Consider the following 26,854-nt stretch of genomic DNA (forward strand, 5'->3'; position numbering starts at 1 on the left):
AGCGAGTGAGGAGAGGTGTCTCCGCGGGGTCGGTTGTGGATTGGGGGATGGTGAATCGACCCGCAAAAAGAGCCCGGTCCGTGGGGACTGGGCTCTTGAAAATCGAGATGATGGTGAGGCTTTCTACCAGAAGACCGCGTAGAGGGCGATGGTGGCCGCGACGACAACACCGCCCCAGAACTTTGCGATGGGCGAGGTCTCGAGAGCTATCTCCTTGTTTTCTGGCATCACCACTTTTTGCTGGAGGGGGCTCACGACTGTGAGGATCGCTCCGGTCACGATGACGATGAAGAAGCAGATCGCCATACGGTCGAGGAAGGCCATCGAGTCCGAGTACCACCATCCGTTGGAGACGAGCCAAGGCCCCAGCAGCCACTTGAAGGCGGCGTAGGCAACCACGTTTGTGGCGATGCCGACTGCGCCGAAGTAGCGAGGCGTACGTGGCGAGAAGAAGCCGAAGATGAATACGGCCAACAAGCCCGGGGAAATGAAGCCTTGGAACTCCTGGATATAGGAAAAGATACTGCCGAGGTCGTTAAGGAAAGGAGCGGTGAAGGCCGCCATGATGACGAACAATATTACGAATATGCGACCGACCTTAACGAGCTTGTTCGGATCCTTTTCGCCGCTGAACTTGGCGTACAAGTCCATCGTGGCGATGGTAGAAGCGGAATTCAGCATGGATGCGAGGGAGCTAATCACCGCTCCGCATAGGGCTGCTAGCACGAACCAAGAAATCCAAGGCGTTGGACGAACAAGGTTTCTTACGAGAACGGGGAAGGCCTTGTCGTAGTCGTATTCGCCGGTGGTTGGATTTAGCAGGTCGCCGCTGAATAGGTTATAGGCAAGTATCCCTGGAATCACTACCACGAAGGGGATGATCAGCTTCAGGAAAGCGGCGAACACGATACCCTTCTGCCCTTCAGCTAACGACTTGGAGCCGAGGGTTCGCTGCACGATGTATTGGTTGAGACCCCAGTAGAAGAAATTTGGAATCCAAAGTCCTATGAGAAGGGCGGTCCAAGGAATGTCCGAGTCTTCCTTCGGACGGATCATGTGGACCTTGCCGCCGCTGCCGTTGGGGCCGTTTTTGGCGACCGCTTCTCCGTCCACACCGTCGTTAAGGAGCATGAAGCGCTCCCATCCGCTGGCGCCTTCGAGGTCCTGTACGGTTGCTTCGGAGTTATGCACCTTGGTGAGGATGAGCTCCTCTGCAGGTTTCTCAGCTAGCATGTTAAAGGCGAAAACCATCACCACCACTCCGCCGAGCACAAGGGCCACGCCCCAGATGAGGTCGGTCCAGGCGCAGGCCTTCAAGCCGCCGATAAAAACATAGACCGCGGCGAATGCGGCGATCAGCCAACACATGGCTGTCAGGCTGTTGATCACGGGCACGTCGTTGTAGTATTCAGAGACGAACTTCGCTCCGGAGAAAATGACCGAGGAGGTGGCCACGAAAACCATGGTGACAATCGCCGGTATCGCCATAGCGAGGCGCGCGACGCTGTCGAAGCGGTATTCGAGAAATTCAGGGATGGTGTAGAGGCCCGCTTTTAGGAACTTTGGGAGAAACCAGAACGCGACGACCACCAGAGTGAGGGCGGCCATCCACTCGTACGACGCGATCGCCATGCCGAGCCAGTTGGCAGCTGAGCCTGACATGCCGACGAACTGCTCGGTGGAAATGTTAGCGGCGATAAGGGAGAAGCCCACGAGCCACCATGTGAGTCCGCGGCCGGCGAGGAAATAGTCGCTCGCGCTGCCGCCGACTTTCTTTTCTTTATCGCGGCTTTTCCAAATGCCGAGAGCGATTACGCCTACCACGGCGCCGATGAAGAGGAATACTTCGAGGAATAGCATTTAATTAGGGATTTAAGGGTCAGGTTAAGGGGAAGTGTGTGATGTATGGCTCTAGACTCTAACGGTCAATCATTGGCTGATGACTAACGGCTGTATCTATTTGGATGATCCGACTCTCTTCTATTAATTGTTGAACGGGAGAGACTTGTTTAAGGCTCCCTCTTTTGGGGGATCGGTCGATGCTCGCGCCGGATTGTCGACTTAATCATCGTCTGTCAGGCGGTTCCAATAGCGCTCTGGGGATTGAAGAAAACTCTTGGTGAAGCTGACGTGTTCTAGCTCCGCATAGGTCGTCGTCTCCAAGCCACATTCGTCGAAACTCCAGATCTCAGCTTCGGGCACGCTCAAGATGATGGGGGAGTGACTGGCGATGATAAATTGGCAGCCTTGCTGGGCTAGCTCGAAGACGAAGAGGGCGAAGGCCAGTTGTCGCTGCGGGGAGAGGGCGGCTTCCGGTTCGTCGATGAGGTAGAGGCCGCCAGGATGGATGCGAGACTTGGCAAACTCGAGGAAGCCCTCGCCGTGGGAAAAGTCATTTAGGTCGCGGCCGTAGCGGGCGTTGATGGCGCGTTTGTTTCCCTCCATGTATCCACGAACCCGAGCGTCGTCCTTGAAGTGCTCAATGTATCCGTCGAAGGTTTTCTCCAGCTCCTTGTTGCGTCGGACGAAGTTGAAGAAGTCTTCGGCCCGCAGGAAAAAGCCCTTTCCTGTACGGCGGCTCCAACCCAAGCGAAGCTTATCCGCGAGGGGGCGGATTTCGGCTAAGGTCGGATCCTGTTCGAGGGATGAGTCACCGACGCTTATGCGTCTTGAGGCGATAGCGATCGACTCCAGCAAGCTCGATTTACCACTGCCGTTTTCCCCGACAAGGAATAGCACGTTGGAGTTGATCTCTCGCTCATGCAGACTCGGCAGAAAGGAGAGTGAGAAAGGGAACGCGGAATCGTCAGCAGGAGGCGGGCAATGGATTCGCTTTAGATAGGGCACCTTTGAAGGGTGAGGAGTAATGGATGAAGAGTGAATCGGAAATTGTGGTGATGGCGGAGAAAATGCGACATCCATGCAGCAAGCTCAGGATGTTCGACAAGGTAGCTTCCTACAAATCGCGCTTCTCGGTTGAATTGGTGAAAGCGAGCCCTAGCGTGCTCGGCACATGAATTCAAACACGCACCCTTTTCACAACCCTGCAAGATTGGTCGATTGGTCGACCCTCACCACTGGGAATATTACCTCTGATATCCAAGCCGCGCTCGCGGAAGCCCAGGCGGAAATCGATGCGATCTGCGAGGTGTCACCGCAAGAAGCTACTTTCGAGAACACCTTCCTTGCGCTCGAAGCTGCCGGCGAAACCTTGAGTCGCGCCTGGGGCCGCGTCGATCATCTCACCTCGGTTCAAGACAGCGAAGCCCTCCGCGAAGCGCATCGCGCCATGCTGCCGAAGGTGACCGAGTACTCTTCCCGCATCCCGCTCAATGCCAAGCTCTGGGCGGCATTGAAGAGTTTTGCGGAAAAGCCGGAAGCTGCGGCGCTTACAGGCGTGCAAAAGCGCTACTTCGATGAGACGCTAGCTGACTTCAAACAAGCCGGTGCGGATCTGCCGGATGAGAAGAAGACCCGCTTGGAGGAGTTGAACCAGGAGCTCGCCCAAAAGACCAAGAGCTACTCCGACAATGTGCTCGACTCTACCAACGCCTACGAATTGCTGATTGACGACGAGAGCCGTCTTGCTGGCTTGCCGGACTCCGCCAAAGCAGCTGCTCGTCAAAGTGCTAAGAGCAAGGGGCATGGTACGGATGAAGAACCTGTATGGAGATTTACATTACAGGCACCTTCCTTTTTGCCCGTGTTGAAATACGCGGCCGATTCGAATTTACGCAAAACCATTTACGACGAAGCAGCCCTCATCGGCTATAAGGAAAAGTGGGACAACAGCGAACTGATTTGCGAAATCCTCAAGCTTCGCCAAGAAAAGGCGGAATTGCTCGGGAAGAAAAACTTTGCGGATCAAGTGCTGCAGCGCCGTATGGCGAAGTCAGGCGAGAATGCTCTGGCATTCACCGACGACCTTTTTCTCAAGTGCAAGGACGCCTTCGCTACGGAGTTCGACGAACTGGAGTCCTTCGTGGCTGATCAGACGGGGCAACCTAAGGATCGGCTCGAGCCATGGGATATTAGTTACTGGTCCGAAAAGCTTCGCCTCTCCAAATACGATTTCGACGACGAAGCTTTGCGTCCCTATTTCCCTATCGATGGCGTGCTTAATGGGATGTTCCGCATCGCGGAGCGTGTATTCGGATTGAGAATACAAAATCACGAAGGACCAGAAAACTCCTGGCATCCGGATGTAAAACTCTACGATCTCTACGATGCGGAAGGCGAACTGCTGGGCTACTTTTACGCGGACTGGCATCCTCGGGAGGAGAAGCGTGGCGGAGCTTGGATGAACTATTTGGATACGGGCGCACCGTTAGCTGATGGAGGTCGTTCGCCGCATGTCGGACTCATCACTGGCAACATGACTGAGCCAGTCGATGGCAAGCCTGCCCTCTTGCTTCACCAAGAGGTGGAGACAGTATTCCACGAATTTGGCCACCTGTTGCACCACTTGCTGGGACGGGTGGATATCAAATCGCTCAATGGTGTAAACGTGGCATGGGACTTCGTGGAACTGCCTTCGCAGATCATGGAGAACTGGTGTTGGAATCGCGAGAGCCTCGACCAATTTGCCCGCCACTACGAAACAGGCGAGCCGATCCCGCAGGACCTTTTCGAGAAAATGGTAGCAGCCCGAAATTTCCAGAGCGCGTCTTTCATGATGCGTCAGCTCAGCTTGGGCAAGATGGACCTCGAGCTGCACGTGAACCCAGAGCACTACCTAGAGGGAGACTTGGATGCGAAGATTCGCGAGTCTCTGGCCGGTTATTTGGCTAATTTGAAAACCACTCCGAAGAGCCTCGTGCGTCGTTTCGGTCACTTGTTTTCCAGCCCGGTTGGATACGCGGCAGGTTACTACTCCTACAAGTGGGCGGAGGTGCTGGACGCGGACGCGTTTACCCGTTTCGAGAAGGAAGGAATCTTTAGCGAAGAGGCTGGGCGCGCATTCCGCGAGTGTATCCTGTCAAAGGGTAATTCTGAAGATCCGGCAAAGCTCTTCAAGGACTTCATGGGACGTGACCCCGATCCTCAAGCCCTTCTCAAACGCTGCGGTTTGATGTAGTTGAAATATAGCTACGCGATAGGGAGTCCCTAAAGCTCTTTATCCATTGTCACGTGCTCGATTCCGATCAGTAGGAATCGAGCACCGTTGCGTTTGTATCCAAGCTTCTCGTAGAAAGATTTAACCTCCAACCTCGCAGACAGAGTGATTTGTTTGTAACCTCGCTCTCGCAATATGTGCTCTGCTTTGGTAATGAGAACCCTTCCGAGTCCGCAACCTCGGGTAGATTGATCGACCACCATTTGGCGCAATTTCAATCGATCGTTGTCCAGGGGCTTTAGTGTAACACTCGCTAAAATGTTCGGATCCTCAAAAAGTCCGAAGTGCAATTGCTGGTCTTCGCCCGATGTATCCTGCTCGGAAAGGTCGAGTCCGAGCGGGGCACGGAGGTAAGCGTTTCTCAGATCCAAGGATAACTTATAGGCGAGCTCACTGATAGTGAACTCTCGGAATTCGAACCGCGGAGCAGTCTCACGATTTTGGGGTTCCTCACGCGGTGTATCCATGAGCTTCACGTTACAGCTGCCTTGTTAGCAAAGCGAGTGATTAGCTCGCTGCGTTCAGTGCCAGAGAGAAAGGCGGTGGTGAGCGCGTTTTCTTGGGCACGGCGAGCGTGGGTGGGAGTGACGCCAGCTAAGGGGGCGACATTAGCAAACTCGTGGCGGAGATCGATGCCGCTGATTATGGGATCGTCGGTGTTGATCGTGGCGAGCAATTCTTGGTCGAGGAAGTATGCGATGGGGTGTCTATCCAAACTGGATACAGTGTTGGTTTGAAGGTTACTGGTGAGGTTAATTTCAAGTCCGATGCCGCGCTCGCGGATAATATCGAGCAGCTCGGGATCCTCGGTGGCTCGGATGCCATGGCCGATTCGGGTCGCCCCAAGCTGTTCGATGGCGTAGCGGACGTTGGCGGCGCCTCCTGCTTCGCCCGCGTGCACGGTGATTTGCCAACCAGCGTCGCGCCCGAGGCGAAAGTGGTTATGGAAAAGTTCGCCCGGCCAGCGGGCTTCGTCGCCGGCGAGGTCGAGGGCCCTGAGCTCGTGCCGGTGAGCTAGGAGGGCTTCTAACTCCCTTTGGCAGCTTTTCGGTCCGTAGGTGCGGCTCATAATGCCGATCAGGCGAGTCATCACGCCGAACTGACGTTCCCCAGCTTTGACTCCGTCGACTACCGCAGCGACGACATCTGCGGGAGCAAGCTTGTGAGGCTGGGCCATGAAGAGCGGGCTGAAGCGTAGCTCGAGGTAGTCGATGCCTTCCTTGGCCGCGTCTTCGACGCTTTCATAGGCGATGCGCCGGCACGCGTCGAGATCGGCTAGCGAGTAGATCATCCAGTGGAGGTGATCGAGAAATGAGACGAGGTCGGCTTGCGGTCCATCCATCACGACATGCGGTCGAAGGGTTTCGACCGTTTCACCCGGTAGGTGAAGCCCGTGCTGGGAAGCGAGGTCCAGCATTGTTTCCAGCCGCACGCAGCCCTCAAGATGGCGGTGTAGGTCTATAAAGGGTAGCTTGGGGTCGATCATGTGTGTGATGAGTCGGGCACGGCCCATTTGTGTGACGCCAGCAGCAGCAGGGACAACAGTCCGTAGCCAACGGCGTAGGGCCAGGCGGGAAAGACGCTGGCCCATCCCTGGAAAGAGAATTGCCCAATAGCAAGGTCTAGTAGTGGTAAATTAATGACAGTGTCGCTGGAGGTAAATTTCCATGCGTGCATGAGTCCGAGCAAGGTGATCGTAGAAGCGAACAAGCTCCAGGCTGCTGCTTTTAAAAACTCGCGTTCCACGATGAAGAAAGTGATGGCTCCCCAGATAAGGGAGGCGTAGAGGAATCCTTGCTCGAACGCGAAAGCTCCCTCCGCGAATATGCGTTCGCGTTCCAGAGTCTCCAGCAACGCGGGCGAAAAGGCAGGTCCGTCAGGTGTGCCGTAGCCGACCGCTCGCAGGGCGCCTTTTATCAGCATGGCCGCCCATGCCCCAAAGACGGGAAGCATGCAAACGACGATGGCTGAGTAGTGCTTTTTCTCCGACACCTCGAAGGCTTGCATGGAAATGATAAGGCCGATCCATATGATCACGGCGAGTCCGGCGTCGACTGGGATGAACCATGCTGCCAGAGATGCGGTTCCGGTGAGACAAAGCACAGTGACGAAAAGGCCGTTGAGTGTACTGTATCCCGCTCGCGCTCCCACGGCTTTCCAGCCGGGATGTCCAATATAGATCGACATGGGGAAGGCGGAGCCGAAGCAAGCGGCGGCGATCGTTCCTAGTCCATTGGTGGTCATGGCGGGTCGTACGGGATAGGAGTCGCCAGCAGCCTCTGCAGATTCGATGTTTTGCAGCGAGGCCAGTCCGCTGAGGAGACCCATCGGCAGGATGATAGAAAGGCTGGCGAGTAGTTGGCGTCCGGAGAAGCCGGCCCAGAGGTCGCCAATCACGGGTTTGGGCAGGGCGAGACCAACGCTGCTCAGTGGATCCTCGCCGACGGGAGCGATCTTGATGATCCAGCAGAGTGCGGTGCCAACAATGACAGCAAGTGCGATGCCCGGCATGCCGCGGCCGAAACGGACTCTGCCGAAGTAGAGCACGAACATGATGCCCAAGGTGACAATGCCGACGATCGGGTGGGAAAACGATTCGAGTAGGAAACCTATTCCGAGAAGGGAAAGTCCGATGCCGCCGAGGGTGGCGATCATAGCGACGCGAGGCGTGACGCGACGTATCGGTTCTGCAACTACAGCTGCCATGAGTTCGATGAGTCCGCAGGCGAAGCATGCGACGAGGCCCGCCTGCCAGGCTGCGCGACTGGGGTCCTCCATTCCGGTGGCGATGGCATACTCCTGGGCCGGGCGCATGACCAAGAAGACGAAAGCGATCATGGTAGGCGTATTGATGCCGTAGGGCAGGCGCAGACGTCGGTCCTGCCAGTTTCCTTGGCCAACTTCAGAGCGGCTCGGGCGTAGAGCATATTTCCCACCAGGAAGGAAACGGCGACACCGGGCAGGATCGTTCCAAATATCAGGCTATTGTCGAACCCCAGTACGCCTTGGCAGAGTCCCACGATCAGGACGATCTGGACGACGTTGTCGAGAGCGAGTCCGAGGAAGCCGTCGATATCGCCCTTAACAAAAGGTTTCATGCGAGGGATCGGAAAAGGTGGAGGGCGAAGAAGGCGGCTTGGCGAGCCGCGATTTGGCCGAGGCGCTTGTAGTCTTCTCCTGGACTGGGTTGGGCTTGGTTACTGCCGCCGCGTATCACGATGTGGGGAACTTCGAGTTCGTGGCAGACTTGGCCGATGGCGGCTCCTTCCATCTCGACGAGGTCGCAAGCGAGCTTGGCTCGAATGTCGGCGATCTTGACGGCGGTCATGCCAAATACATCACCGGCACATATGAGCCCTGGGCGAACGGTGGGAAGATAGGTCGAACCGTTGACGGTGACCTCTTTTGTTTGATGGGTCTTGGCGGCCGTAATGGCGGCCTTCAGCAGTACCTTGTCCGCGTCGTAGCGAAAGTGTGTTTGTTTTTTGGGTACAGGCCCGATGATCTTTCGATAGACCATGCCGTCTTCTTGCCAGCTTCCGGCATCGTGGTGGTAGGTGCGTTTACCGATAATGACATCGCCTGTACGCAACTCTGGGTTAAGCCGGGCGGCACTGCCGGTGTAGACTAAGCGCACCGGTTTGAACGCGGCGATAAAGAGTGTGGCGATCATGGCGGCGTTTGTCTTGCCGACTCCAGTGAATGCAGTGACGACTGTGTGGCCCTCGATCTTGCCTCTGTGGAAAGGAAAGCGTTTTAGCGTGTCTTTGCGGGGCGATTTCATGGCGGCGATGATCGGTTTGATCTCCCAGGGTACTGCGCCGATGATGAGGGTGATAGGGCTAGGCATAGGTGCCGCCGGAGAGCAGTTACTATGCCGTAGATCCTTTAGGTTAGCCGAAAAGATCGGTGAGATTTGAGGCACTTTTTTATGCGGCGGACCGCATCTTTCGAGATGCAGATTACCTCCTTTTAATAGGTTTATCCTATGGAATGTAGAGTTAACAAGTATTTCCGTTATTGGTAAAATTGTTGTATAGTATGCCCCAACAACAGAAAGAAGACCAAGATGAACGCTCTCAACACTACCAAGCTATTCGGCGCCGCCCTTATCACAGTCGCAGTTATCGCGACCACCGCGGTATTCCTCCCAACAGCAGGAATCCTAGGCATCGCGGGAATGATCGGAGCTGGCTTGCTCACGATGGCAGCTTTAGAAAACAGGAAGCGCGCTTACTAAGCCACCCGTCGGGGGAAAGCGTCTCGAAGCGAGCCTCTCCCTCTGACTCACACTTTTGGGGTAACATACAAAACAGATAGCACATAGGGATTAGGGGTAGTCCCGCTATCAAAGAGAAGCCCGCACTGAGCTTAGCTCAGGCGGGCTTTTTGCTGTCTCGATCGTTGGGCGGCTTGAGGCGGTTTCTCGGCATTCAGTCGGGCTGGAAAAGTCTTGTTTTGCGTTTCTCGGGGAATCTGGAGAATGGCTTGAGTAGATGAGTGGAAAAGGGAAAAGGAATGCGACTCGCTGGAGTTTGGACCAGCTAGTGGGCTACGAATGCGCACTGGCGAAGGATGAATCAGAGGATTGGCAGAGTTTGAAGGCCCAGGATGCCGAGACCCATTTGGAAGAAGGTCTCCTATTAAGTGGTGATCGGCGAGCGATCGCGGCTGGGTGGCTGAAGTTGCGGTTGGAGGCGTCGCCGGAAATCAAGTTGGCTTCGGACAGCGTGATGCAGTCTTTGAAGGCAGCTGGGCAATTACTGGGAGCCGGGGGGCTGTTGTTGGGGCTGGCCTCCGCGACTGCGGCACTGGCTTACACTGGCGAAGCGCCGATCAATGTGTCCGCCTTCTTCAGCTTGTTCGTATTGTTGCAGGCGGTTTTGGCGGTGGTTCTGCTCCTGGTTTTCGCGGCTCCGCGCTCTTGGCGTGAACGACTCGCTTTCGGACCTTTGTTTCGGGCAACTCGGTGGATTTTGGAATCGATCTTCTCGAAGCTACAGGCACTTTCGGCTCGATTTTTGTCGGGGCAGCAGCGTCAGGACGCGGCCGAGTGGGCGGGTGCGGCGCGGCGTTCTTTGGCATTGCATGGGAGCGTGGCGAAGTGGCTGGCGTTCACGAAGATACAGGCGGCTGCCCTCTGCTTCAATTTTGGGGTTTTGGCGGCCTTGCTCGTTTCAGTCGTTTTCTCCGATCGCGCCTTTGGTTGGCAAACCACTTTGGAGACGGAATCGGAGTCGGTGGGACAGTTGGTTGAGGTGGTTTCGCTGCCGTGGGCTTGGGCGTATGGTGAAGGCGAAGGATATCCGAGTCTGCAGCAAATCGAGGGTAGTCGGATTGTACTAAAAGAGGGAACCCGTGGTCTGGAGAGCGTCGACCTTGCCGCTTGGTGGCGCTTTTTGGCTCTGGGCGTGCTCAGTTACGGTGTCCTGCCCCGGCTGATCTTCTATTTCTTGGGCAAGTGGCAGATACGGGCATCCCTGGCTCGCTACGATTTCGGTAATGCTTCTGCGGAGCGCTTGATGCAGCGTCTTCGTCCCGAGGGGCCCCGTTTCGACGCAGAGCGAGTAGAGCAGGGAGCGGAACAAATCGCGAGTGGGGTGGGCGGAGTAGACCTGCAAGCTACAACGAGACAGCGAGTGCTTTGCCTTTGCTCCCGTGAGTTGGGCGAGTCCTTTGATTTGGAGGCATTGCGAACTCGTTTGGCGCAGCGGTGGGGAGTGCGGCAAGAGAGTGTCGAGGTGAAGACTTACGAAAATGGGCGAATTGCTGCGGCCGCGGCGGACCTCTCCGAGGAGAGGCAATTTGTAATAGTATTCGAAAGTTGGATGCCACCGATTCGTGAAATAGAAAGGCAAGTGCGGGAGTTGCGGGCCCAGATGGATGAGCGAAATCTGCTCAAAATCGTTTTGCTGGGAATTCCAGATTCTGCCGGTGAGGCTATTTCCTTACGTCCCGAAAAGCAGTACGCGGAAGCGTGGCACTCTTTTGTCCAACGTCTGGGCGATCCTTACTTAATCTTAGACAACCCTGCGTTATGAAGTCTCTCCCTAGATTTGCCATTATCGGTCACCCGAACGAAGGAAAGTCTTCCATCGTGGCGACGCTTTCCTTGAACGACGGGGTTGCCATCAGCGCAACTCCTGGGGAGACGATCCAGCAGCAACGTTTCGATTTGAAGGCGGGTGAACAGACGATTATCGAGTTTGTGGATACGCCGGGCTTCCAGAATCCGCAGGCCACCTTGCAATGGTTTCGCGAGAATGAAGAAGCAGGGGATGGACGGGTAAAACGTTTTATCGAAACCCATGGCGATGATCCTGACTTTCATCACGACTGCGAGTTGCTGCGCCCGGTATTGGAAGGAGCAGGGATCCTGTACGTCGTGGACGCTTCGCGTCCAATGACTGCGGTTGATACGGCGGAGATGGAAATCCTGCGCCTGACGGCTCGGCCACGCATGGCGATTATTAATCCGAAGTCGAACGAGAGCCGCTTTCTGCAGAGCTGGAAAACGACCTTCCGTCAGCACTTCAATTCGGTGCGCACCTTTAACGCTCAGACGGCTCGCTACTTGGATCGTATCGAACTTTTGGAGGCGCTAAAGAGCATCGACCAAGATTGGGAACCGGCCCTGAGTGAAGCGGTGGAACTGGTGCGCATGGATCGGCAACGTTCGACGGAGCGTGCCGCGGAGGCAATCGTCGAGCATTTGGAGCAATCGCTTCGCTGCAGCTGCAGTTCTTTCTTGGAACACGAGAGCGGGGTGGAGCTGGAGAAACGGAAGCTGGAAAGCGAGTACCGGGCGAAGCTGGCGAAAATCGAAAAGCGCTTCCGCGAGCAAATCCGCGACGTCTATTCGGTGCGGAAAGTCGCGGTAGAGTTACCCGAGAATTCGGTCCTCGCGGAAGACCTATTTTCGGAGCGGGCTTGGCAAGCTCTGGGCCTGACTCAGAAGCAGCTCGCTATCGCGGGGGCTCTGCTGGGTGCCGGAATTGGCGTCGGAGCGGACTTGGCTGCGGGCGGTATTACCTTCGGTGTTTTTGCTTCAATTGGAGCGGCGATTGGAGCGGGATCAGCTTTGTGGAAAGGCAAGGATTTGGCTCGAGCGAAGATCAGCCAACTGCCCCTCGGAGGTCTTAAGGTAACGGTCGGCCCCAACGTATCCGAACAGTTTCCCTTCGTGCAGCTGGACCGCTACTTCCTGTACGTTGAGTTTGTCTCTAATTGGGCACATGCGCGGCAGGAGGCGGAGGTGCATTTGGTCGAGTCTAACGAAAAGGCTGGCTTGAGTTCCACGTGGGAGCAAGGAGACCTCAAGGTCGCGACCCGTTTCGTGAAAGCCGTAAAAAGCAGAAACGCGGAAGAGTTAGAGTCCAGCGGCCGGGCATTGCGTCAGTTACTGGTGGGCGTCTTGGGCGCTTAGGCCGTTTCTAGAGAAAGGGGTAACGCCGAACCAAGTGGTAAACTTGCCTTTTAATCGAGGCAGGCAGGACTGGATGACCTTCTTGCTCTTGCGAGCGGCTGCGAAACTGTATTGGCCGAGGCAAATCCGGGATAGGGTAACGGGATCGGTCTCTATTTCGCGGCTTCGCCTTCGCTTTCGCCCCAGTCTCTAAAAAGGCGCAGGGTGGCCTCCACTTTTTCGGGGCCGTTGTCCATTTGCGTGAGGGTGTTGTACTGGCCGAGGAAGGTGGGTGGGTCAGAGTTCGGTACTTGCTGGGTTGGGCTTTTTGTTTCAGTCGTTGCATACGGCTCTTTTGCTTCAGTACCAGAGGAGGTCGCTGATGGTTCGGTCGCCTTTGGTTGGTTGAGGTTCAGCTTGGAAGAGACGAACAAGAGCCCTACTACGAGGCAAAGGCCGCCGAGGAGAGTGACGCTGGAGGTAAGCTTCATTGGATCGAGGCTGGGGAGCGAAAACGTTTCGCTTAGGAAAGCGGCGGTGCGACTTCGTTCCCTTGGGAGTCTGGACGAGATATAGGGAGAACCTATGAAAAGTAGAGGTAACAAGTATTTCTCATTATGACGTTTTGTTCGTATAGTAAGCATGTCCAACAACAAAACAGACACGAACATGAATACACTAACTACTACTAAGATCATCGAAGCTACAGTCGCCGCAGTTGTGATACTCGCAGGCGCGGCACTGATCATCCCTGCTGTGGGAGTGCTCGCAGCAGTTGGCCTAGTCGCCGGTGGACTCGCCACTATGGCGGCACTAGAAACTAAGGAGCGCGCTTACTAAGCCGCCCGTCGGGATGGGTGGCCCGAGAGCCACGCCGCCTGCCTTACACTTTTTGGGGTAACATACAAAATAGATAGCATATAGGGATTAGGGGTAGTCCCGCTATCAAAGAGAAGCCCGCACTGAGCTTAGCTCAGGCGGGCTTTTTGCCATTCAGTTCTCAAGGATTCGGCGACTAGGTCCTCATTTAGTTAGCGGGAAGTTTGCCAATAGTGAGGTGGATTGTGCTTGGAAGTCCAGGATCAGGGCTTTTTGCGGTTGCTGTAGCGAGAGCTGCTTTCGTCGAGTATGGCCTTTTCTTCGGGAGTGAGGCTTTGGAAGCCAGTTTCCGAAATCTTGTCGAGGATGACGTCGATCTCCTTGGTGCGGGTGATGCTCTGAACGGTGTTTTGCTTTTTGGGGCTAGATTTCGATTTGGTGACAATCTTGATGTTCAGTTTTGCCTGAATCCATCCTGTCATGAAATGGCAACTACGCACACCTTCTATATGGAGTATGGTGAAGGCGGCAAGTATTGAGAACCAGAGCGCGGCTAGGCTGCCCCACGATTTGTAGCCGAGATACTGTAGGGTTTGCACACCGACGATGAATAGTACGAACCACTTTACTTGAATGTTGAACCACATCGCGGCACTCGGATACATCAAGGCGAAGCCGACAAAGATCGCGAAGTGAACGGATCCCTCGCCCACGAGTGGCAGGTCTCCGATAAAAGGTGAGAGGACGAAAAGTCCGAGAGCTGGCAAGGCGGTTAACGCCGCGTAGAACCAAATGAACTTTCGAGTGCCGAGCAGGTTTTCCACCTCACCGCCGAAACGCCAGAAGAAGTAGAGCCCGACAGCGAACCAGATGTCTATCGCGTGAACGAAGGGATAGCTCAACAGCGTCCAGATGCGAAATTCTTTCAGAGCGGTGGCCGAGTAGACGAGTTCGTTGAACCAGGTGGCCGCTGCCCAACCGGAGCCGAAGGTGACGACGAGAGCGGTCAAGGCGTGGAGCGCGACGAGCGTGTTGGTCGCGTCCATGGGTATCTTCCCCAGGTAAAACAGGGGCTGATGTGTTTGGGTGGAGCGAGTAGCGTTGAAGGTCATCTGCGTCTAATGCGGATTATTGATGCCACCCTAGGTACGGAGCATGGGGTGTCAAACGGTGAGCCTATTCGTGGTGGCATTAAATTTGTAGTGGTTTGTGGATACGTAAAGTGTTGCCTATGGAGAGCGCACGGCTCTGGTGCACATGGCCTTACGAAGGAGCTACTCCTTGGATTTCATGGAAATGAGCTTCCGAATTCCGTAGGTTGGAGGATGGGGCTTTAGGTCGAAGTCATAGGCAAAGACTATAAAATGTAGAGACAACAAGTATTTCACATTATAGCCGAAATCCCGTATAGTGTGTTCAGAAACAGAAAGAAGATAAGATGAATACAGTAAATAAGACACAGTTGATTGAAGCCACCGTCGCCACCGCCGCGGTGATCGGACTCGCAGCAGTCGTCATACCCAACCTGGGAATCATGGCCGCTGTGGTTGCAGTAGGAGCAGGGCTCGCCGCAATGGGCGCCCTTGAGACCAAGAAGCGCGCTTACTAAGCCGCTCGTCGGGAAGGCGTCTCGAGTTCCGTCGATAGGTACAGGACCTGAAGACGAGCCGCGCCACTGACACACACAGTTTTTTGGGGTAACACACAAAATAGATAGCACACAGGGATTAGGGGTAGTCCCGTTATCAAAGAGAAGCCCGCGCTGAGCTTAGCTCAGGCGGGCTTTTTGCTACTATAGTGGGTAGGCTAACTTCGCGGACACAGGGCCAGGAAGATTCAGGACGGTATCCTCGAGCTATTTATTCTGGTGAGTTTGCCGGGAACCCTTCCCAGGAGATAGGATGGTTTCCTCCTGCCGTTGAGGATCTTGCCGACGAACGTGGGGCGGATCAGGAGGTCGTAGATGAAGAGGGAACCTCCGATGGTGATCAAAGAGATGGCGGTGAGCTTGATGGACCAGTGATAGGGAAGCTCAGCGAAGGCAACCTGCAGCCAGACTACAATTGGCAAGTGCACGAGGTAGAGCCAGTAAGAGGCGTCGGCGATGTAGCGCACAACGCTATTAGGGCGGTGGCAAAATTTCTTGAAAAGTCCGATGGAAAGAAAAACAAGGCTAAGCATGGTGTAAGCGTAGGCATATATAAAGCCGACGTGGAAAAGGGTGTAGAACTCGTGGGTGTATTCCCTTTCAAATTCCGAAAAAGCGATGATGGTAGCGATGCTGCCCAGGCAATTGAACGCTCGGACCCAGCTAAATCGGCAGAGGCTGTCGAGCAATTCCGCTTGGCGGTGCAGGGTCCAACCGAAGGCGAAGAAGCCGCCGTAGATAGCGAAGGTTGGCAGGTGGGGTAGAAGTGACTTGTCTGGTGTATCCATTCCCCAATGACTCATGAACCAGAGTCCGCAAGCGATGGGTGCTGAGAGAAGGAGAAGAGCCAGCTTGGAGTGGGCGAGCCATCGTGTTACGCCGTCTGTTAGCGTGGTAGCATAGCCGTATGCAGTTGGGATGAGCTCTATGAAGCTGCGGATTGCCAAGGTGGCGGCGGTGATGACGAGCAGGTAGTAGAGGAACCAGAGATGCGTTCCGACCAATATGCCTGCGGGGAGTGTATTCAGTGTTTGGAAACCATACTTGAAGCCTTCGAGTATGTTGACATCTCCTTGGAGGCTTGCTGCTCCCATGACCCAGCCGCTTACCAATAGAGGACGGAGGATGAACCAGCCAATAACGAAGGGGATGCCAATGCGAACGATTCGTGATTGGGCGAATGAGGAGAAGCCGCCTTTGTGGAAGGTCATGTGGCTGAAGAACCCAGCGATCAGGAAAAAGAGCTCCATGCGGAAGGAGTGGCTGATCAGCATGAAGACCGAGATGAATGAGCTCGTCGATACGTCCATCACCGCCCACCCGATGAAAATCGGAGTGAAGGAAAGGCTGGCGTGGAAGACGATGCCGAGGATGAGGGCGAAGGCCCTCACGGCATCGAGGTGGTAGAGCCGGTAGTTGGCGGGAGGTGTTTGCATGGCGTGAGTTGGGGTGGGTGGGGAAGCGGCTCTGAATTGCGGCAGAACGCCGCTTCCCTCAATTGGAGAATTGTGTAATTTAATAACAATTAAATTCAATAGAAGCCGATTTCTTCGACTTCGAAGGCGAAGGAGCCGGGTTGCATATCGTAGGCGATGAGACTGAGGCTGGCGATGGTCTCGGTATTGAGTTCGGTTTGTTCAGACCAAGCTCGGCGCATGGAAGCAAAGGGCACTTTGACCTCTTGGAACGTGTCGCCTGCTTTGCGTGCGATGGGGGCGGCGTGGTAGTCGAAGTTGGTGATTTCGGAACTGTTCGCGGAGATCGATAGGTTTCCTTTCTCGATGCGAATCTTTAACTGGATGCCTTCGTATTCGCTGAGGTCTTGCGGCTGTCCGGTGGCCTCGAGGAGGAAAACGGTGCTGGCCCAGCCGGGTTGACCGCGGGGTGGCTGGATGTCGCCTTTAGCCTCGAGGGTTCCCTCGCTGACTAGGTAGTCGGTGGTAGTCTTTCCGCCGGCCGAGGAGTCGTCGGCGAAGAGACGCGGTAGTCCGAGGCTGTTGGCGTCGGGGTTGCTGAAGTCGTCGACGAGCTGCGGAGCTGCGCTTGCGGTCGCTGCGGTGGCAACGAGGCTTAAGGTGGCGATAAGCTTTTTCAGTGAATTCATAGTAGAGGTGCTTCTTAGATATTTTGTTACGCTCGTCGCTTTCGCTGGGAGCTTTTGATGTTCACTGGGTAAGTGCCCGGGAGGCGAAAGGAGGTGACATTTTTTTGCTTATTTCTGCGGAAAGCGGAGAGGTTTTGTTTTTTTCGGATTTCCTGTCACCTTCCTGGTGGTGCCGGGCACTTGTCTTCCGAAGCCCATGAATAAAGAAAAGGAAAACCCAACGTATATAGATACCAGTGACGCGTCATTGGTCGTCGCTTGCCTCGGTGGAGACCGGCAAGCGTTTGGTAAAATCGTTACCCGCTACCAAAGCCTGCTGTGCTCGGTGGCGTACTCGTCGCTCGGAAGCTTGAGCGCTAGCGAGGATGTAGCTCAGGAAGCGTTTTTGGAGGCTTGGAAAAAGCTGAGTACCTTGCGCGAACCGGAGAAACTAAAGTCCTGGTTATGTGGAATCTTGCGTTTCAAGATTAGCCACTGGCGGCGCAAGCACGCGAGGCAGCCCGTGTATGAGTCAGAAACGGGTGGCGAGTTGGAAAGCATGGAATCGGAAGACGAAGGGGTTGAAGAAACAACGATGAAAGAAGAAGAGCAGGCACTGCTTTGGAAGGCATTGGAAAAGGTGCCTGAGAATTATCGCGAACCTTTGGTTCTCTATTACCGCGAGCATCAATCGATCGAGCACGTAGCCTACGAGCTAGACTTGTCGGAAAGCGCGGTAAAGCAGCGCCTCTCTCGAGGTCGCAAGATGTTGCAGGAACGCATGATGGGCTTTGTGGAAGATTCGCTGGTTCGCAGCTCGCCGAGTCGTGTATTCACAATGGGAGTACTGGCTGCCCTTCCCGCGCTCGCACCACCTGCCAAGGCTGCTGGCGCTGGAGTAGTCGCTGCGAAGTTGGGAGTCTGGGCAAAGTGGGCGAGCGTCGTCACTTTTCTCGGAACGTTCTCCGGAGTGATCAGCAGCTTTTTTGCCGTGAGAGCTAGCCTAGACCAATCGCGAACGCTGCGAGAACGGCAAAACGTGATTCGTACGACGGCATCCTTTTTCGGAGTAGCTGGAGTCCTGATCGGCGGCGGATACCTAATGCTGTATCTTGCTTTGGAGTCGTATGAATACAGTGGATACTACGCAGCTGGGATTCATATACTCGTTTTTGCCGCGACGGTGGCCTATTGCGTGATGACGTATAGAATGTTTAAATACTCGCTCAGCTTGCGTCGCGAAGAGCGTAAAGCCCACCCGGAGAAATTTATGGATGAGCGGGACCAGAAGGAGGCCAAGGGACGAGATTACAAAAGCCGCTGGAAACTTTTCGGTGCACCTCTGGTGCATATTCGATTCGCAATCGCAGAGGACGGCGACAAACCGGTGTTTGGCTGGATCGCAGCCGGCGAGAAGGCCTACGGGTTGTTGTTCGCTTGGGGCGGCTTTGCAGTGGCTCCCGTGAGCGTGGGAATCATTTCAATCGGTTTGTTGAGTGTGGGATCGATAAGTTTTGGTTTAGTCGGTCTGGGAATGGTTGCCTGGGGAGTGGTGGCGTTTGGTTCGTCCGCTGTCGGCTGGAACGCCTATGCAAGCTTGTCGGCTCTCGGTGGCGACACGGCGTTCTCGGGCGGTTTCGCGGTAGCGAGTGAAGCGGCCATAGGCAAAGTGGCTTTCGCCGCGGAAGCGAATAACGAAGCTGCGGTAGAATTGACACGTTTAGCCTCACTGGAGGCAAGCTACGTTGGCGCTCTCGGTCTGATCGCGGTGCTGGTTATCGTTCCAGTCGTGTTCTACGCGAAGGCAGTGCGACAGCGTTTCGGGAAACAATGACGGAAATTTCGCTTTTTTCGCGTGATGATTCTAGACCTTATTCAAGGTAAGATGCAGGAAATCAGCGAGTTAAAACCTGAACGCTACAGTATAGGAGATGCCTATGATTACTAGTGGAATGAAGTATTTCCAATTATAGCAGGTTTATCGTATAGTTCTCCTATCGGCCAACCGAGAGGCACAACCGATACGAAGCCAGGCTTCGTTACAGATTTTTGGGGTATAAAACATACACGACAGCGATATAGGAGTAGGGGTACTCCTGCTGTCAAAGAGGCCCGCACAGAGCTTAGCTCTGGCGGGCTTTTGTTTTTTCCAAATTCCTCCCGTAGACGCAGAGCTACGCCATGGGCAGCGAACGATGTCTCTCTAAATCGCGACTTGCTTACTCCCATTGCTTTCGCGGATTGAGAGTGCTCGTTCTTGTGTCTAGATGCTGTGGAAATCGACCCTTCGATTCGATTTACCCGAATGTCGATCCGTTTCGAGCAAATCGAAGTCACCTTGATTTGTAAAAATAAAAGTCAGTAGGCGGGGAATGTTCGCTTTCCAGGACTGAAAAGGTATTCAGTATAAGTGCTTTATGAAAATTGATCGTAAGCTATAGGTTTTTACTATAGGTGATAGTGGTTCTAAGTATTTCACATTATGGCTGGAATACCGTATAGTTCTTCCATCGGACAACCGAGAGGAATACCGATGCGAAGAGATTCTTCGCTACAGAATTTTTGGGGTATAAATATACTAGACAGCGTCAAAGGAGTAGGGGTACTCCTGCTGTCAAATTAGCTCGCGCCAAGCTTAGCTTGGGCGGGCTTTTTTTATGCCCGTAACTCCCCTGCGTTTCGATGCTGTGTTTCCGTTTGGAAGAGGGTTCAGGCAAGTTTGACTTCTTAAAGGGCAGGGGCGAGAAGTCTGCCATGGAAGAAACGGAATTTATTTGGCACGGGGGAAAGCTCATAAAGTGGAAGGATGCGACAGTGCACGTGATGACGCATGCCCTGCACTATGGATCTTCTGTTTTTGAGGGTATCCGCGTTTACGATACAATGGAGGGACCAGCCTACCTTTGTTTGGGAAGACACCTGAAACGATTCTACGACTCTGCTCGAATCTATCGAATGACGATGCCGTTCGGACAGGAGGAGCTGACCCGGATTTGCCACGAGGTGATCACCGCGAATAAGCTGAAATCCGCTTACGTGCGGCCTTTGGCGTTCCGTGGCTACGGCCCTATCACAGTTTACGGAAACGCAGATCCGGTGGAGGTTACCGTGGCGGCCTTCCCATGGGGCGCCTATTTGGGTGAAGACGCTCTGGAGAGCGGTGTGGATGTGGGGGTTTCGAGCTGGACCCGCGTGGCGCCCAATACCTTGCCGACGATGGCGAAAGCGGGTGGCAACTACCTTTCTTCGCAGCTCATTACTATGGAAGCCCACAGGCATGGATACACGGAGGGGATCGGGCTCGACGCATCGGGACACCTGAGTGAAGGGGCGGGTGAGAACATTTTCGTGGTGCGCGATGGTGTGCTGTTCACGCCGCCGATCACCGCGGCGATTTTGCCGGGTATCACGCGAAGCATTACGATCGATCTGGCGCAACGACTCGGGTATGCAGTGCGCGAGGAGAGTTTACCGCGCGAGCTTCTCTATGTGGCCGACGAAGTATTTATGACCGGCACAGCGACAGAAATAGCTGCCATAAGATCTGTTGATGGATTATCCGTAGGAAGCGGCAAGCGAGGCGTCATTACGGAGCAACTACAGAACGCGTTTTTTGGGCTCTTTGACGGATCGACAGAAGATACGCAGGGTTGGTTGGAGCTAGTCAAGTCCTAGGCCTCCGGCGGTTTCTTTCTTGTTTGCTCTGACACTGCGGCTGGCCATGCTCGTCGCCCATGGAAGAGCGGTCGGAGAAGGTTAGCAGCATTTCGTTTTTCCCTTTGGACTACGCCTCTATGGCGGGATTTCTTGCTTACGCCTCCAGCGTGACGGCTATTCCCATCTGCCTCGTCGCTATCACTGAGGAACTGGGCTTGTCTTTGGGGCAAGCGGGAGGATTGGAGGCGCTTAGAGGTATCCTCGTTTTGGTTACGCTCTTGCTGAGCGGTTTCATAGCCGCCCGTTTCGGAAAGGCACGTTCGATCGGATTTGGGTGTATCCTTCTTGGCATTGGAATGTTCGCTTACGGGATGGCACCCTTTTTCGGGGCTTTGCTGCTTGCGGTGGCTCTGCTGGGCTTAGGAGGAGGCGTGGTCGAGGCCTTGATTAATCCTTTGGTGCAGGAACTGCATCCCAAAGACTCGGGGCGTTATTTGAACCTCGTCAACGCCTTTTGGTCGATCGGGGTGCTAGCAACGATGCTGGGCACAGGGGACGCGTTGAACAGAGATGTTTCCTGGCGCTCTGTGCTACCGTTTCTTGGGTGTGTAAGCTTATTCTCCGGGTCGGTTTTCCTTTGGCTGGGGCAGGGAGAAGAGAAGAGGCGAGCCGGAAGCTTGGGACAGGTATTCGCGAATAAGCGAGCGATTTTGCGGCGCCGTCGTTTTTGGGTGTTTACGGCTTTGATGTTTTTGGGGGGCGCGTCGGAAGGGGCCTTCACCTTCTGGAGCGCAAGCTTGATACAGATCGAATTTGGGGCGGCTCCACTTGCAGCCGGAGTGGGGGTTGCACTGTTTGCGGGTGGGATGATCTTAGGACGTCTTTTATTCGCGTGGTTAGTGCCGCAGGAACGGCTTTGGGCGCTGTTGCTTTGGTCGGCTTTGGGAGGTGTCGGCGTCAGTCTCGGTTTTCCGTTGTTGGATTCGATCGAGTGGGCCTACCTTGCTCTGCTTTTGGCAGGCGTGGCGATGGCGTGTTTTTGGCCGAGCTTGCAGTCTTACGCTGTGGACCGAATGTGCTGCGATGCGACGAGCGCCTTCATTCTGCTTTCCTGTGGGGGAATTGCCGGTTTCGCATCGGTTTCTTGGACGATGGGGGCAGTCGGAGATTGGTTGGGCTTGAGGGCGAGCTTTTGGATCGTGCCGTTCTACCTGTGTCTAATGGTGCTCGTCTTGTTGGCGGAGCGTCGAAAAGGCGCTTAGGAATCTTATAGCGGCAGAGATAGCTCTGGTTTTTGACTATGACTTAAGTGAAATTGCGTTTCCAGTTCTGTAATCCCTGCATATTTCGCCGTTAAACCTGCAAGGTGTTGAAGATCTGTCTCGCTGGGCGTAGAAAACGGTACCTTCCTTTCGTTGTGCTCAAATCAATCGTCCGAATCAGTTTATTCCTCTGGTTGTCGTTCGTCCTTTATGGCTCCGGGGAGCTGCGTCTCTCCCATTTTGATAGCGGTAGAGGGTTATCGCACAATTGGGTCCGCTGCTTTTTCCAAGACGATTCTGGGATGCTATGGATTGGAACGAGCGACAGCTTGGATCGCTACGATGGACGTGAGATACGATCGTTCCGTCTACTAGGATCGGAGGGAGTCCAGCTCAACGTAGCCGTGAACGAGGTGATCAAGCGCGATGCTGACAGCTTTTGGGTAGCGACCGATGGAGGGTTATACATTTTTGAGCTCGATTCAGGAAGCTTCCGTTTTTTTGAGAATGCAGGGTTCCAAGCGGTTCTTCACGCTTACGAGGATAGTCGCGGCGATTTTTGGTTCAGCACCGATAGTGGTCTGGTCTGGTGCGACGGAAAGACTGAGGAGGTGCAGCGGTATCAGTCGGGAAATGCCGAATCTGGGACTATTGCTCATGATTACGTGAACTGCGTTTTCGAGCGAAGTAACGGAGAGATTTGGATTGGGACGAAAAGAGGTCTTAGTATCCATGATCCAGCTACGGGAGTTTTTGAAAACTACCAGGATGTGGGCAGAGGGGATCGTAAGTTGACCTCCAATGATATATTGAGAGTAGTCGAAGACCGGCAAGGGCGGATGTGGATGGCCACGGGGAAAGGGGGACTGGAGCAAGCTTACCACGCTGAGGATGGTTCTTGGCGATTTGTGCAGAGGTTCGCTGGGCAGGGTGTGCGTGCCCTCGTGGATAGGGACAACATACTTTGGTTGGCCTTGGGGAGCAATGGCGGCCTTTGCCGCGTAGTGCTAGACGACTACGATGGAACTGGAGAGCTCCCGGTGATTAGAGATTTTAGGAATGCGAACAATCCATGGAGTTTGGCGAGTGATTCGCTTTTTTGCCTCTACGAAGATCGACTGGGAGACATATGGATCGGCACTTACGGCAAGGGAGTTAACCATTTCTCGAAGCGTGGGAAGAATCTGGAGATTGTGCAGAAAGGGACGGACGGAGTGATCCCGTTGTTTGATGAGGCGGCTAACGCGTTCTTAGACGAAGAGGACTCGTTTTGGATAGGGACGAACTCCGGATTGGAACGTGTTCGCAAATCGACGGGAGAGGTGAGCTTTTACAAAAGCATTGTGGGGGATGAGAGGACGCTTGGTGGAGACTCGGTGTTCGCTATTCACAAGGATAGGCGAGGAAACCTTTGGGTGGGAGGCTGGACGACGGGTTTGAGTCGGTTGGATGAGGAAACGCAGACCTTTGAACGGTTCGAACCATCGGATAGCCCGTATTCCCTGGGTGGAGCCAATGTTTACGCTATCGAGTCGGATCCTAGAGGCGACCTTTGGGTGGGTTGCTTAGGGGGCGGTTTGAGTCGCTTCGACTACGACCGGCGGCGTTTTGATCGCTTCATGAACGACCCGAACGATCCGAACTCTCTCGGTGACAACGATGTTAGCGATATCCTTCCTCTAGGAGATGGGAAACTGCTGGTTGGGGCCAGCTTCGACTTAGACCTTATGGACGTGGACACGGGAGTTTTTCACCACTACCCTCACCGCGCCCTAGCAAATAACGGAAATGGTGGCGGCTACGTAACTCAACTGCATCAGGACCAGACAGGTCGGATCTGGGTGGCTACTTCGGCGGGCTTGGAGATCTTGGATTTGGAGACGGGGAGGTATCGGCATTTCAGTACCGCGGACGGCCTGCCTTCGAACTCGATACAAGCGATTTTGGAGGACGACCTTGGCAGTCTTTGGATCAGCACCAGCAACGGTTTATCGAAATTCGAAAACGCGGTGACGAACTTGCCGAATGCTCGCTTTCGGAACATAGCCTACTCCGAAGGATTGCCGTCGGAGAACTTCAATCCACGCTCCGCTGTGAGAGGGATGGATGGTTATTTTTACTTTGGAGGGCCCAACGGACTGGTTCGTTTTCGTCCAGAGGAAGTAGCCTTCAACGAGGTCCCTCCTCCAATCGCGTTGAGCGAACTTTTGTTGTTGGAGACATCGCCAGATGAACTTCTCTCCTACCAGCCGTACGGCGGTATTCTGAATGCTACTCAAAGAGTTGAGCTGCCGCACTCTCGAGCGAACTTTATAATCAAATTTGCGGCTCTAAACTATCTTAATCCTGAGATGAATAGATATCGGTATAAGCTATCTGGATACGATCGTGATTGGATTGACGCTGGAACCGTCGGTGTCGCTACTTACACTCAGATCGATCCCGGGAATTATACTTTCTTTGTGATGGGATCGAACAATGATGGGGTTTGGTCTGAAGAGATTCGCAGATTGGAAATATACATTTCGCCGCCTTGGTGGTTGACGAGTTGGTTTCGTATATTGGTTGTGTTATTGCTGGTGCTTTCGGTCGTGCTTGCATACCGGTTGCGCTTTGCCTACTTGAGCCGTCGGCGGCAGGAACTCGAAGAGAGGGTCAAGCAACGTACCGCTGAGCTTGAGGCGGCGACCCTCAAGCTAGCGGAAAGTAAAGAAGAGGTTGCGATGCAGAATACGGAATTGGTGGGACACCGCGAGAAATTGGAGGAACTCGTATTCGAGCGAACCAAGGAGCTCGAGTCTGCGAAGGAAAAGGCGGAGGAGTCCGATCAGTTGAAATCCTCTTTCTTAGCCAACATGAGTCATGAGATTCGCACGCCGATGAACGCTATCATTGGATTCTCCTCCTTGCTCGAGCAAATCGATGATGCGGAAAAGGAGGAGAAGCGAAAGTACGTGGAAATTATCCAAGAAAACGGCAATGCGCTTCTTGTATTGATAAATGACATACTGGATATCTCGCTAATCGAGTCGAACCAGATCGAGCTCAGGAGCGAGATCGTAAACGTGGGAGAAGTTTTGGCTGAGATGGGAGCAATACATCGCTTACAAGCTGCTGAAGGCGTGGTGGTTGACGTAGGTGATCCGTACTCGGAACGGAGTCTTCATATGAAGGTGGATAGAGTTCGTTTGATGCAGGTGTTAAACAACCTCTTGACCAATGCGTGCAAATACACGGACGAGGGCAGCATCAAGCTGCGCGGCGATCTTGCAGGCGACCACGTGGCCTTTAGCGTAAGTGATACAGGGACAGGTATAGAGGAAGAAGATTTACGGCGTATATTCGATCCTTTTTTCAAAGTGGAACGTTCAAACCAACGTTTGTATAGAGGAACTGGAATAGGGCTCAGTATTTGTAGTAATCTGGTGCGCTTGATGGGAGGTGAGTTGAGCGTGGAATCCGAAGTAGGAGTGGGGACGACATTCTCGTTTTCATTGCCTTTGGGTACATCTGAAGATCGAACAAAAATTCTACAGGAAAGAGAGGCGGACGAAGTTTCCTTGGATGGTCTGTTGGTAGTGGTCGCGGAGGACGAAGCCACGAACTTCATGCTCGTGGAGACGGTTCTCAAAAAGCAGAACGTAAAGATCTTGCGGGCTCATAACGGACAGGAGGCAGTTGATATTGTATTCAACCTAGAGCGGCCCGATCGCTTTGCCGTGTTGATGGATATCAAAATGCCGGTTATGGATGGCTTAGAAGCCTGTAGATTAATAAAGGAGAAGGATCCTACCATCCCTGTTATTGCGCTGACTGCTTATGCTCAGCGTTCAGAGAGGGACGGTATAATGGCCGAAAATTTCGATGGATTCCTCGCCAAGCCGTTCGTGGCGAAGGATCTGTTTCGCATGCTTTCGCAATACGTGTCGGCTTAGCTTTCAGGCTCCAACCGATAAAAAACCGAGACTGAGCTTGTCAGAGGAAATATTATACTAGCGTCGCCATCGCTTATCGTAGGCTCCTGGTTGATAGGTAACCAGGTTCCCAAATCGTAAGACTCTTTCAGGCTGAAACCGTCGGCTGCGGTTGCATCCCAGTTCAAGGTGAGGGTATTGTTTTGCTTTTTGAATACGATAACGGGAGCGACAAGAGGAGTCGTTTGGTCGGGAAGAACAGTCAGTTTTATGCGGAGGGCGCCGGGCTCGGGCTCGGGCGCCGTGTCGCCGGTACCGTCTACGTTTGACCAAGGGGTGAGCACGAGGTCGTAGGTTCCAGCTTGGTTAGGGGTGCCCGTGATGATTCCTATGTCGGCGGTGATCACCCCGTTCACGGCGCTTTTTCGCAAGCGGAGATCGGTGACGCGCATTCCAGGAGGGAGATTTCCTTCGATAGTCCAAGATCTTGGAGTGATGGTATTTGAGAACTTTATGACTGCCTCGACGCCGACCTTTAGCTCTGGAGTGTTAATGTATTCAACGTCGTAGGAAGATGTGCTGGCTCCGGATACAGCGTGTGGAGCTGCGAGGGTGGCGGCAGGGATGGCGATGGACTGTATGATTCGGACAACAGGAGCATTTGGCTGCAAGTGTTTCGTGTAGGCGATCATCTTGACGATCGGGCTTCGCTGCAAGATTAGCATGAGCATGCCGAGGGCAAGGTGTAGGCGAGCGGAAAAGAGTTTCTGTAAAAGGAAGAGATTCACGGATTAGAAGGCAGCACGGATAACGCCTTATCGCGTCCTACTTGTAGACTATGAGGCAATATCGCCTAGCCGAACTGGGATGTAGTCGCAATGGAGGTCGAATTCTTAACTACATGGTTTAGGTGAGCACCACTCGGCCCGGGGAGTTTAGAGGCTAGCGCC

The 26,854-nt window shown here is 54.1% G+C and carries 22 protein-coding genes; 10 read left to right on the forward strand and 12 right to left on the reverse strand.

The window, feature by feature from the left end; all coding sequences use genetic code 11:
* Positions 1–123: 123 nt before the first annotated feature.
* Both QEH53_RS05265 and QEH53_RS05270 read right to left on the reverse strand, forming a co-directional pair.
* Positions 124–1,860 (reverse strand): sodium/solute symporter, encoded by a 1,737-nt coding sequence (locus QEH53_RS05265; protein WP_309022095.1) that lies wholly within the window; start codon positions 1,858–1,860, stop codon positions 124–126.
* A gap of 201 nt (positions 1,861–2,061) precedes the next feature.
* Entirely contained in the window at positions 2,062–2,847 is a 786-nt protein-coding gene (locus QEH53_RS05270; protein WP_309022096.1) for an AAA family ATPase, read from the reverse strand.
* A gap of 166 nt (positions 2,848–3,013) precedes the next feature.
* Between QEH53_RS05270 and QEH53_RS05275 the strand changes: the two genes are divergently transcribed.
* A complete protein-coding gene (locus tag QEH53_RS05275; RefSeq protein ID WP_309022097.1) occupies positions 3,014–5,077 on the forward strand; it encodes a M3 family metallopeptidase in 2,064 nt (687 codons plus the stop codon).
* 29 nt (positions 5,078–5,106) lie between these two features.
* On the opposite strand, the gene QEH53_RS05280 is transcribed toward QEH53_RS05275, so the two are convergent.
* The 5 genes from QEH53_RS05280 to mtnN are packed head-to-tail and all read right to left on the reverse strand — an operon-like array spanning position 5,107 to position 8,966.
* Complete coding sequence (locus tag QEH53_RS05280; protein WP_309022098.1) at positions 5,107–5,583, reverse strand: GNAT family N-acetyltransferase; 477 nt, start codon at positions 5,581–5,583, stop codon at positions 5,107–5,109.
* Between the two features lie 5 nt (positions 5,584–5,588).
* Positions 5,589–6,602 (reverse strand): adenosine deaminase, encoded by a 1,014-nt coding sequence (add, locus tag QEH53_RS05285; RefSeq protein WP_309022099.1) that lies wholly within the window; start codon positions 6,600–6,602, stop codon positions 5,589–5,591.
* Positions 6,599–7,954 (reverse strand): hypothetical protein, encoded by a 1,356-nt coding sequence (locus QEH53_RS05290; RefSeq protein WP_309022100.1) that lies wholly within the window; start codon positions 7,952–7,954, stop codon positions 6,599–6,601. The genes add and QEH53_RS05290 overlap by 4 nt, the downstream gene beginning before the upstream one ends.
* Positions 7,951–8,214 (reverse strand): hypothetical protein, encoded by a 264-nt coding sequence (locus tag QEH53_RS05295; protein ID WP_309022101.1) that lies wholly within the window; start codon positions 8,212–8,214, stop codon positions 7,951–7,953. Before QEH53_RS05295 ends, QEH53_RS05290 begins: the two co-directional genes overlap by 4 nt.
* Positions 8,211–8,966, reverse strand: coding sequence for a 5'-methylthioadenosine/S-adenosylhomocysteine nucleosidase (mtnN, locus tag QEH53_RS05300; RefSeq protein WP_309022102.1), 756 nt, complete (start codon positions 8,964–8,966; stop codon positions 8,211–8,213). Before mtnN ends, QEH53_RS05295 begins: the two co-directional genes overlap by 4 nt.
* A gap of 219 nt (positions 8,967–9,185) precedes the next feature.
* On the opposite strand from mtnN, the gene QEH53_RS05305 reads away from it, so the two are divergent.
* From QEH53_RS05305 to QEH53_RS05315, 3 genes are all read left to right on the forward strand, one after another.
* Positions 9,186–9,356 carry a hypothetical protein gene (locus QEH53_RS05305; protein ID WP_309022103.1) on the forward strand — a complete coding sequence of 57 codons (171 nt, stop codon included), beginning with the start codon at positions 9,186–9,188 and terminating at the stop codon, positions 9,354–9,356.
* Positions 9,357–9,612: 256 nt separating this feature from the next.
* Positions 9,613–11,157 carry a DUF2868 domain-containing protein gene (locus QEH53_RS05310; protein ID WP_309022104.1) on the forward strand — a complete coding sequence of 515 codons (1,545 nt, stop codon included), beginning with the start codon at positions 9,613–9,615 and terminating at the stop codon, positions 11,155–11,157.
* On the forward strand, positions 11,154–12,542 hold the full coding sequence (locus QEH53_RS05315) for a GTPase/DUF3482 domain-containing protein (protein WP_309022105.1): 1,389 nt from the start codon (positions 11,154–11,156) through the stop codon (positions 12,540–12,542). Before QEH53_RS05310 ends, QEH53_RS05315 begins: the two co-directional genes overlap by 4 nt.
* Positions 12,543–12,694: 152 nt before the next feature.
* Here QEH53_RS05315 and QEH53_RS05320 read toward each other — a convergent pair whose 3' ends face one another.
* Positions 12,695–13,012, reverse strand: coding sequence for a hypothetical protein (locus tag QEH53_RS05320; RefSeq protein WP_309022106.1), 318 nt, complete (start codon positions 13,010–13,012; stop codon positions 12,695–12,697).
* Positions 13,013–13,190: 178 nt separating this feature from the next.
* Between QEH53_RS05320 and QEH53_RS05325 the strand changes: the two genes are divergently transcribed.
* Complete coding sequence (locus tag QEH53_RS05325) at positions 13,191–13,361, forward strand: hypothetical protein (RefSeq protein WP_309022107.1); 171 nt, start codon at positions 13,191–13,193, stop codon at positions 13,359–13,361.
* Positions 13,362–13,603: 242 nt separating this feature from the next.
* Here QEH53_RS05325 and QEH53_RS05330 read toward each other — a convergent pair whose 3' ends face one another.
* Positions 13,604–14,452: a rhomboid family intramembrane serine protease gene (locus QEH53_RS05330; RefSeq protein WP_309022108.1), complete on the reverse strand. Its 849-nt coding sequence runs from the start codon at positions 14,450–14,452 to the stop codon at positions 13,604–13,606.
* Between the two features lie 326 nt (positions 14,453–14,778).
* On the opposite strand from QEH53_RS05330, the gene QEH53_RS05335 reads away from it, so the two are divergent.
* A complete protein-coding gene (locus tag QEH53_RS05335) occupies positions 14,779–14,949 on the forward strand; it encodes a hypothetical protein (protein ID WP_309022109.1) in 171 nt (56 codons plus the stop codon).
* 227 nt (positions 14,950–15,176) lie between these two features.
* Here QEH53_RS05335 and QEH53_RS05340 read toward each other — a convergent pair whose 3' ends face one another.
* Both QEH53_RS05340 and QEH53_RS05345 read right to left on the reverse strand, forming a co-directional pair.
* A complete protein-coding gene (locus tag QEH53_RS05340; protein ID WP_309022110.1) occupies positions 15,177–16,424 on the reverse strand; it encodes an acyltransferase family protein in 1,248 nt (415 codons plus the stop codon).
* Positions 16,425–16,519: 95 nt separating this feature from the next.
* Complete coding sequence (locus QEH53_RS05345; RefSeq protein WP_309022111.1) at positions 16,520–17,092, reverse strand: CIA30 family protein; 573 nt, start codon at positions 17,090–17,092, stop codon at positions 16,520–16,522.
* 196 nt (positions 17,093–17,288) lie between these two features.
* On the opposite strand from QEH53_RS05345, the gene QEH53_RS05350 reads away from it, so the two are divergent.
* The 4 genes from QEH53_RS05350 (at position 17,289) to QEH53_RS05365 (ending at position 25,925) form a co-directional block, all read left to right on the forward strand.
* Positions 17,289–18,905, forward strand: a complete 1,617-nt coding sequence (locus tag QEH53_RS05350) for a sigma-70 family RNA polymerase sigma factor (RefSeq protein ID WP_309022112.1) — start codon at positions 17,289–17,291, stop codon at positions 18,903–18,905.
* Positions 18,906–19,825: 920 nt separating this feature from the next.
* On the forward strand, positions 19,826–20,746 hold the full coding sequence (locus tag QEH53_RS05355) for a branched-chain amino acid transaminase (protein WP_309022154.1): 921 nt from the start codon (positions 19,826–19,828) through the stop codon (positions 20,744–20,746).
* Positions 20,747–20,805: 59 nt separating this feature from the next.
* Positions 20,806–21,990 carry an MFS transporter gene (locus QEH53_RS05360; RefSeq protein ID WP_309022113.1) on the forward strand — a complete coding sequence of 395 codons (1,185 nt, stop codon included), beginning with the start codon at positions 20,806–20,808 and terminating at the stop codon, positions 21,988–21,990.
* 155 nt (positions 21,991–22,145) lie between these two features.
* Complete coding sequence (locus QEH53_RS05365; protein ID WP_309022114.1) at positions 22,146–25,925, forward strand: two-component regulator propeller domain-containing protein; 3,780 nt, start codon at positions 22,146–22,148, stop codon at positions 25,923–25,925.
* Here the strand turns inward: QEH53_RS05365 and QEH53_RS05370 are convergent.
* Complete coding sequence (locus QEH53_RS05370; protein WP_309022115.1) at positions 25,922–26,692, reverse strand: hypothetical protein; 771 nt, start codon at positions 26,690–26,692, stop codon at positions 25,922–25,924. The genes QEH53_RS05365 and QEH53_RS05370 overlap by 4 nt on opposite strands.
* Positions 26,693–26,854: the final 162 nt, after the last annotated feature.

The organism is Pelagicoccus sp. SDUM812002 (assembly GCF_031127835.1).
GTDB lineage: Bacteria > Verrucomicrobiota > Verrucomicrobiia > Opitutales > Opitutaceae > Pelagicoccus.

What these genes read in the sequence shown, in the direction of transcription:
- QEH53_RS05320 (WP_309022106.1), bottom strand. Translation starts at nt 13,012, where the DNA reads ATGAAGCTTACCTCCAGCGTCACTCTCCTCGGCGGCCTTTGCCTCGTA.
- QEH53_RS05305 (WP_309022103.1), top strand. Translation starts at nt 9,186, where the DNA reads ATGAACGCTCTCAACACTACCAAGCTATTCGGCGCCGCCCTTATCACA.
- QEH53_RS05275 (WP_309022097.1), top strand. Translation starts at nt 3,014, where the DNA reads ATGAATTCAAACACGCACCCTTTTCACAACCCTGCAAGATTGGTCGAT.
- QEH53_RS05310 (WP_309022104.1), top strand. Translation starts at nt 9,613, where the DNA reads ATGAGTGGAAAAGGGAAAAGGAATGCGACTCGCTGGAGTTTGGACCAG.
- mtnN (WP_309022102.1), bottom strand. Translation starts at nt 8,966, where the DNA reads ATGCCTAGCCCTATCACCCTCATCATCGGCGCAGTACCCTGGGAGATC.
- QEH53_RS05340 (WP_309022110.1), bottom strand. Translation starts at nt 16,424, where the DNA reads ATGCAAACACCTCCCGCCAACTACCGGCTCTACCACCTCGATGCCGTG.
- QEH53_RS05265 (WP_309022095.1), bottom strand. Translation starts at nt 1,860, where the DNA reads ATGCTATTCCTCGAAGTATTCCTCTTCATCGGCGCCGTGGTAGGCGTA.
- QEH53_RS05330 (WP_309022108.1), bottom strand. Translation starts at nt 14,452, where the DNA reads ATGACCTTCAACGCTACTCGCTCCACCCAAACACATCAGCCCCTGTTT.
- QEH53_RS05335 (WP_309022109.1), top strand. Translation starts at nt 14,779, where the DNA reads ATGAATACAGTAAATAAGACACAGTTGATTGAAGCCACCGTCGCCACC.
- QEH53_RS05345 (WP_309022111.1), bottom strand. Translation starts at nt 17,092, where the DNA reads ATGAATTCACTGAAAAAGCTTATCGCCACCTTAAGCCTCGTTGCCACC.
- QEH53_RS05290 (WP_309022100.1), bottom strand. Translation starts at nt 7,954, where the DNA reads ATGATCGCTTTCGTCTTCTTGGTCATGCGCCCGGCCCAGGAGTATGCC.
- QEH53_RS05360 (WP_309022113.1), top strand. Translation starts at nt 20,806, where the DNA reads ATGGAAGAGCGGTCGGAGAAGGTTAGCAGCATTTCGTTTTTCCCTTTG.
- QEH53_RS05315 (WP_309022105.1), top strand. Translation starts at nt 11,154, where the DNA reads ATGAAGTCTCTCCCTAGATTTGCCATTATCGGTCACCCGAACGAAGGA.
- QEH53_RS05280 (WP_309022098.1), bottom strand. Translation starts at nt 5,583, where the DNA reads ATGGATACACCGCGTGAGGAACCCCAAAATCGTGAGACTGCTCCGCGG.
- QEH53_RS05355 (WP_309022154.1), top strand. Translation starts at nt 19,826, where the DNA reads ATGGAAGAAACGGAATTTATTTGGCACGGGGGAAAGCTCATAAAGTGG.
- QEH53_RS05325 (WP_309022107.1), top strand. Translation starts at nt 13,191, where the DNA reads ATGAATACACTAACTACTACTAAGATCATCGAAGCTACAGTCGCCGCA.
- QEH53_RS05350 (WP_309022112.1), top strand. Translation starts at nt 17,289, where the DNA reads ATGAATAAAGAAAAGGAAAACCCAACGTATATAGATACCAGTGACGCG.
- add (WP_309022099.1), bottom strand. Translation starts at nt 6,602, where the DNA reads ATGATCGACCCCAAGCTACCCTTTATAGACCTACACCGCCATCTTGAG.
- QEH53_RS05295 (WP_309022101.1), bottom strand. Translation starts at nt 8,214, where the DNA reads ATGAAACCTTTTGTTAAGGGCGATATCGACGGCTTCCTCGGACTCGCT.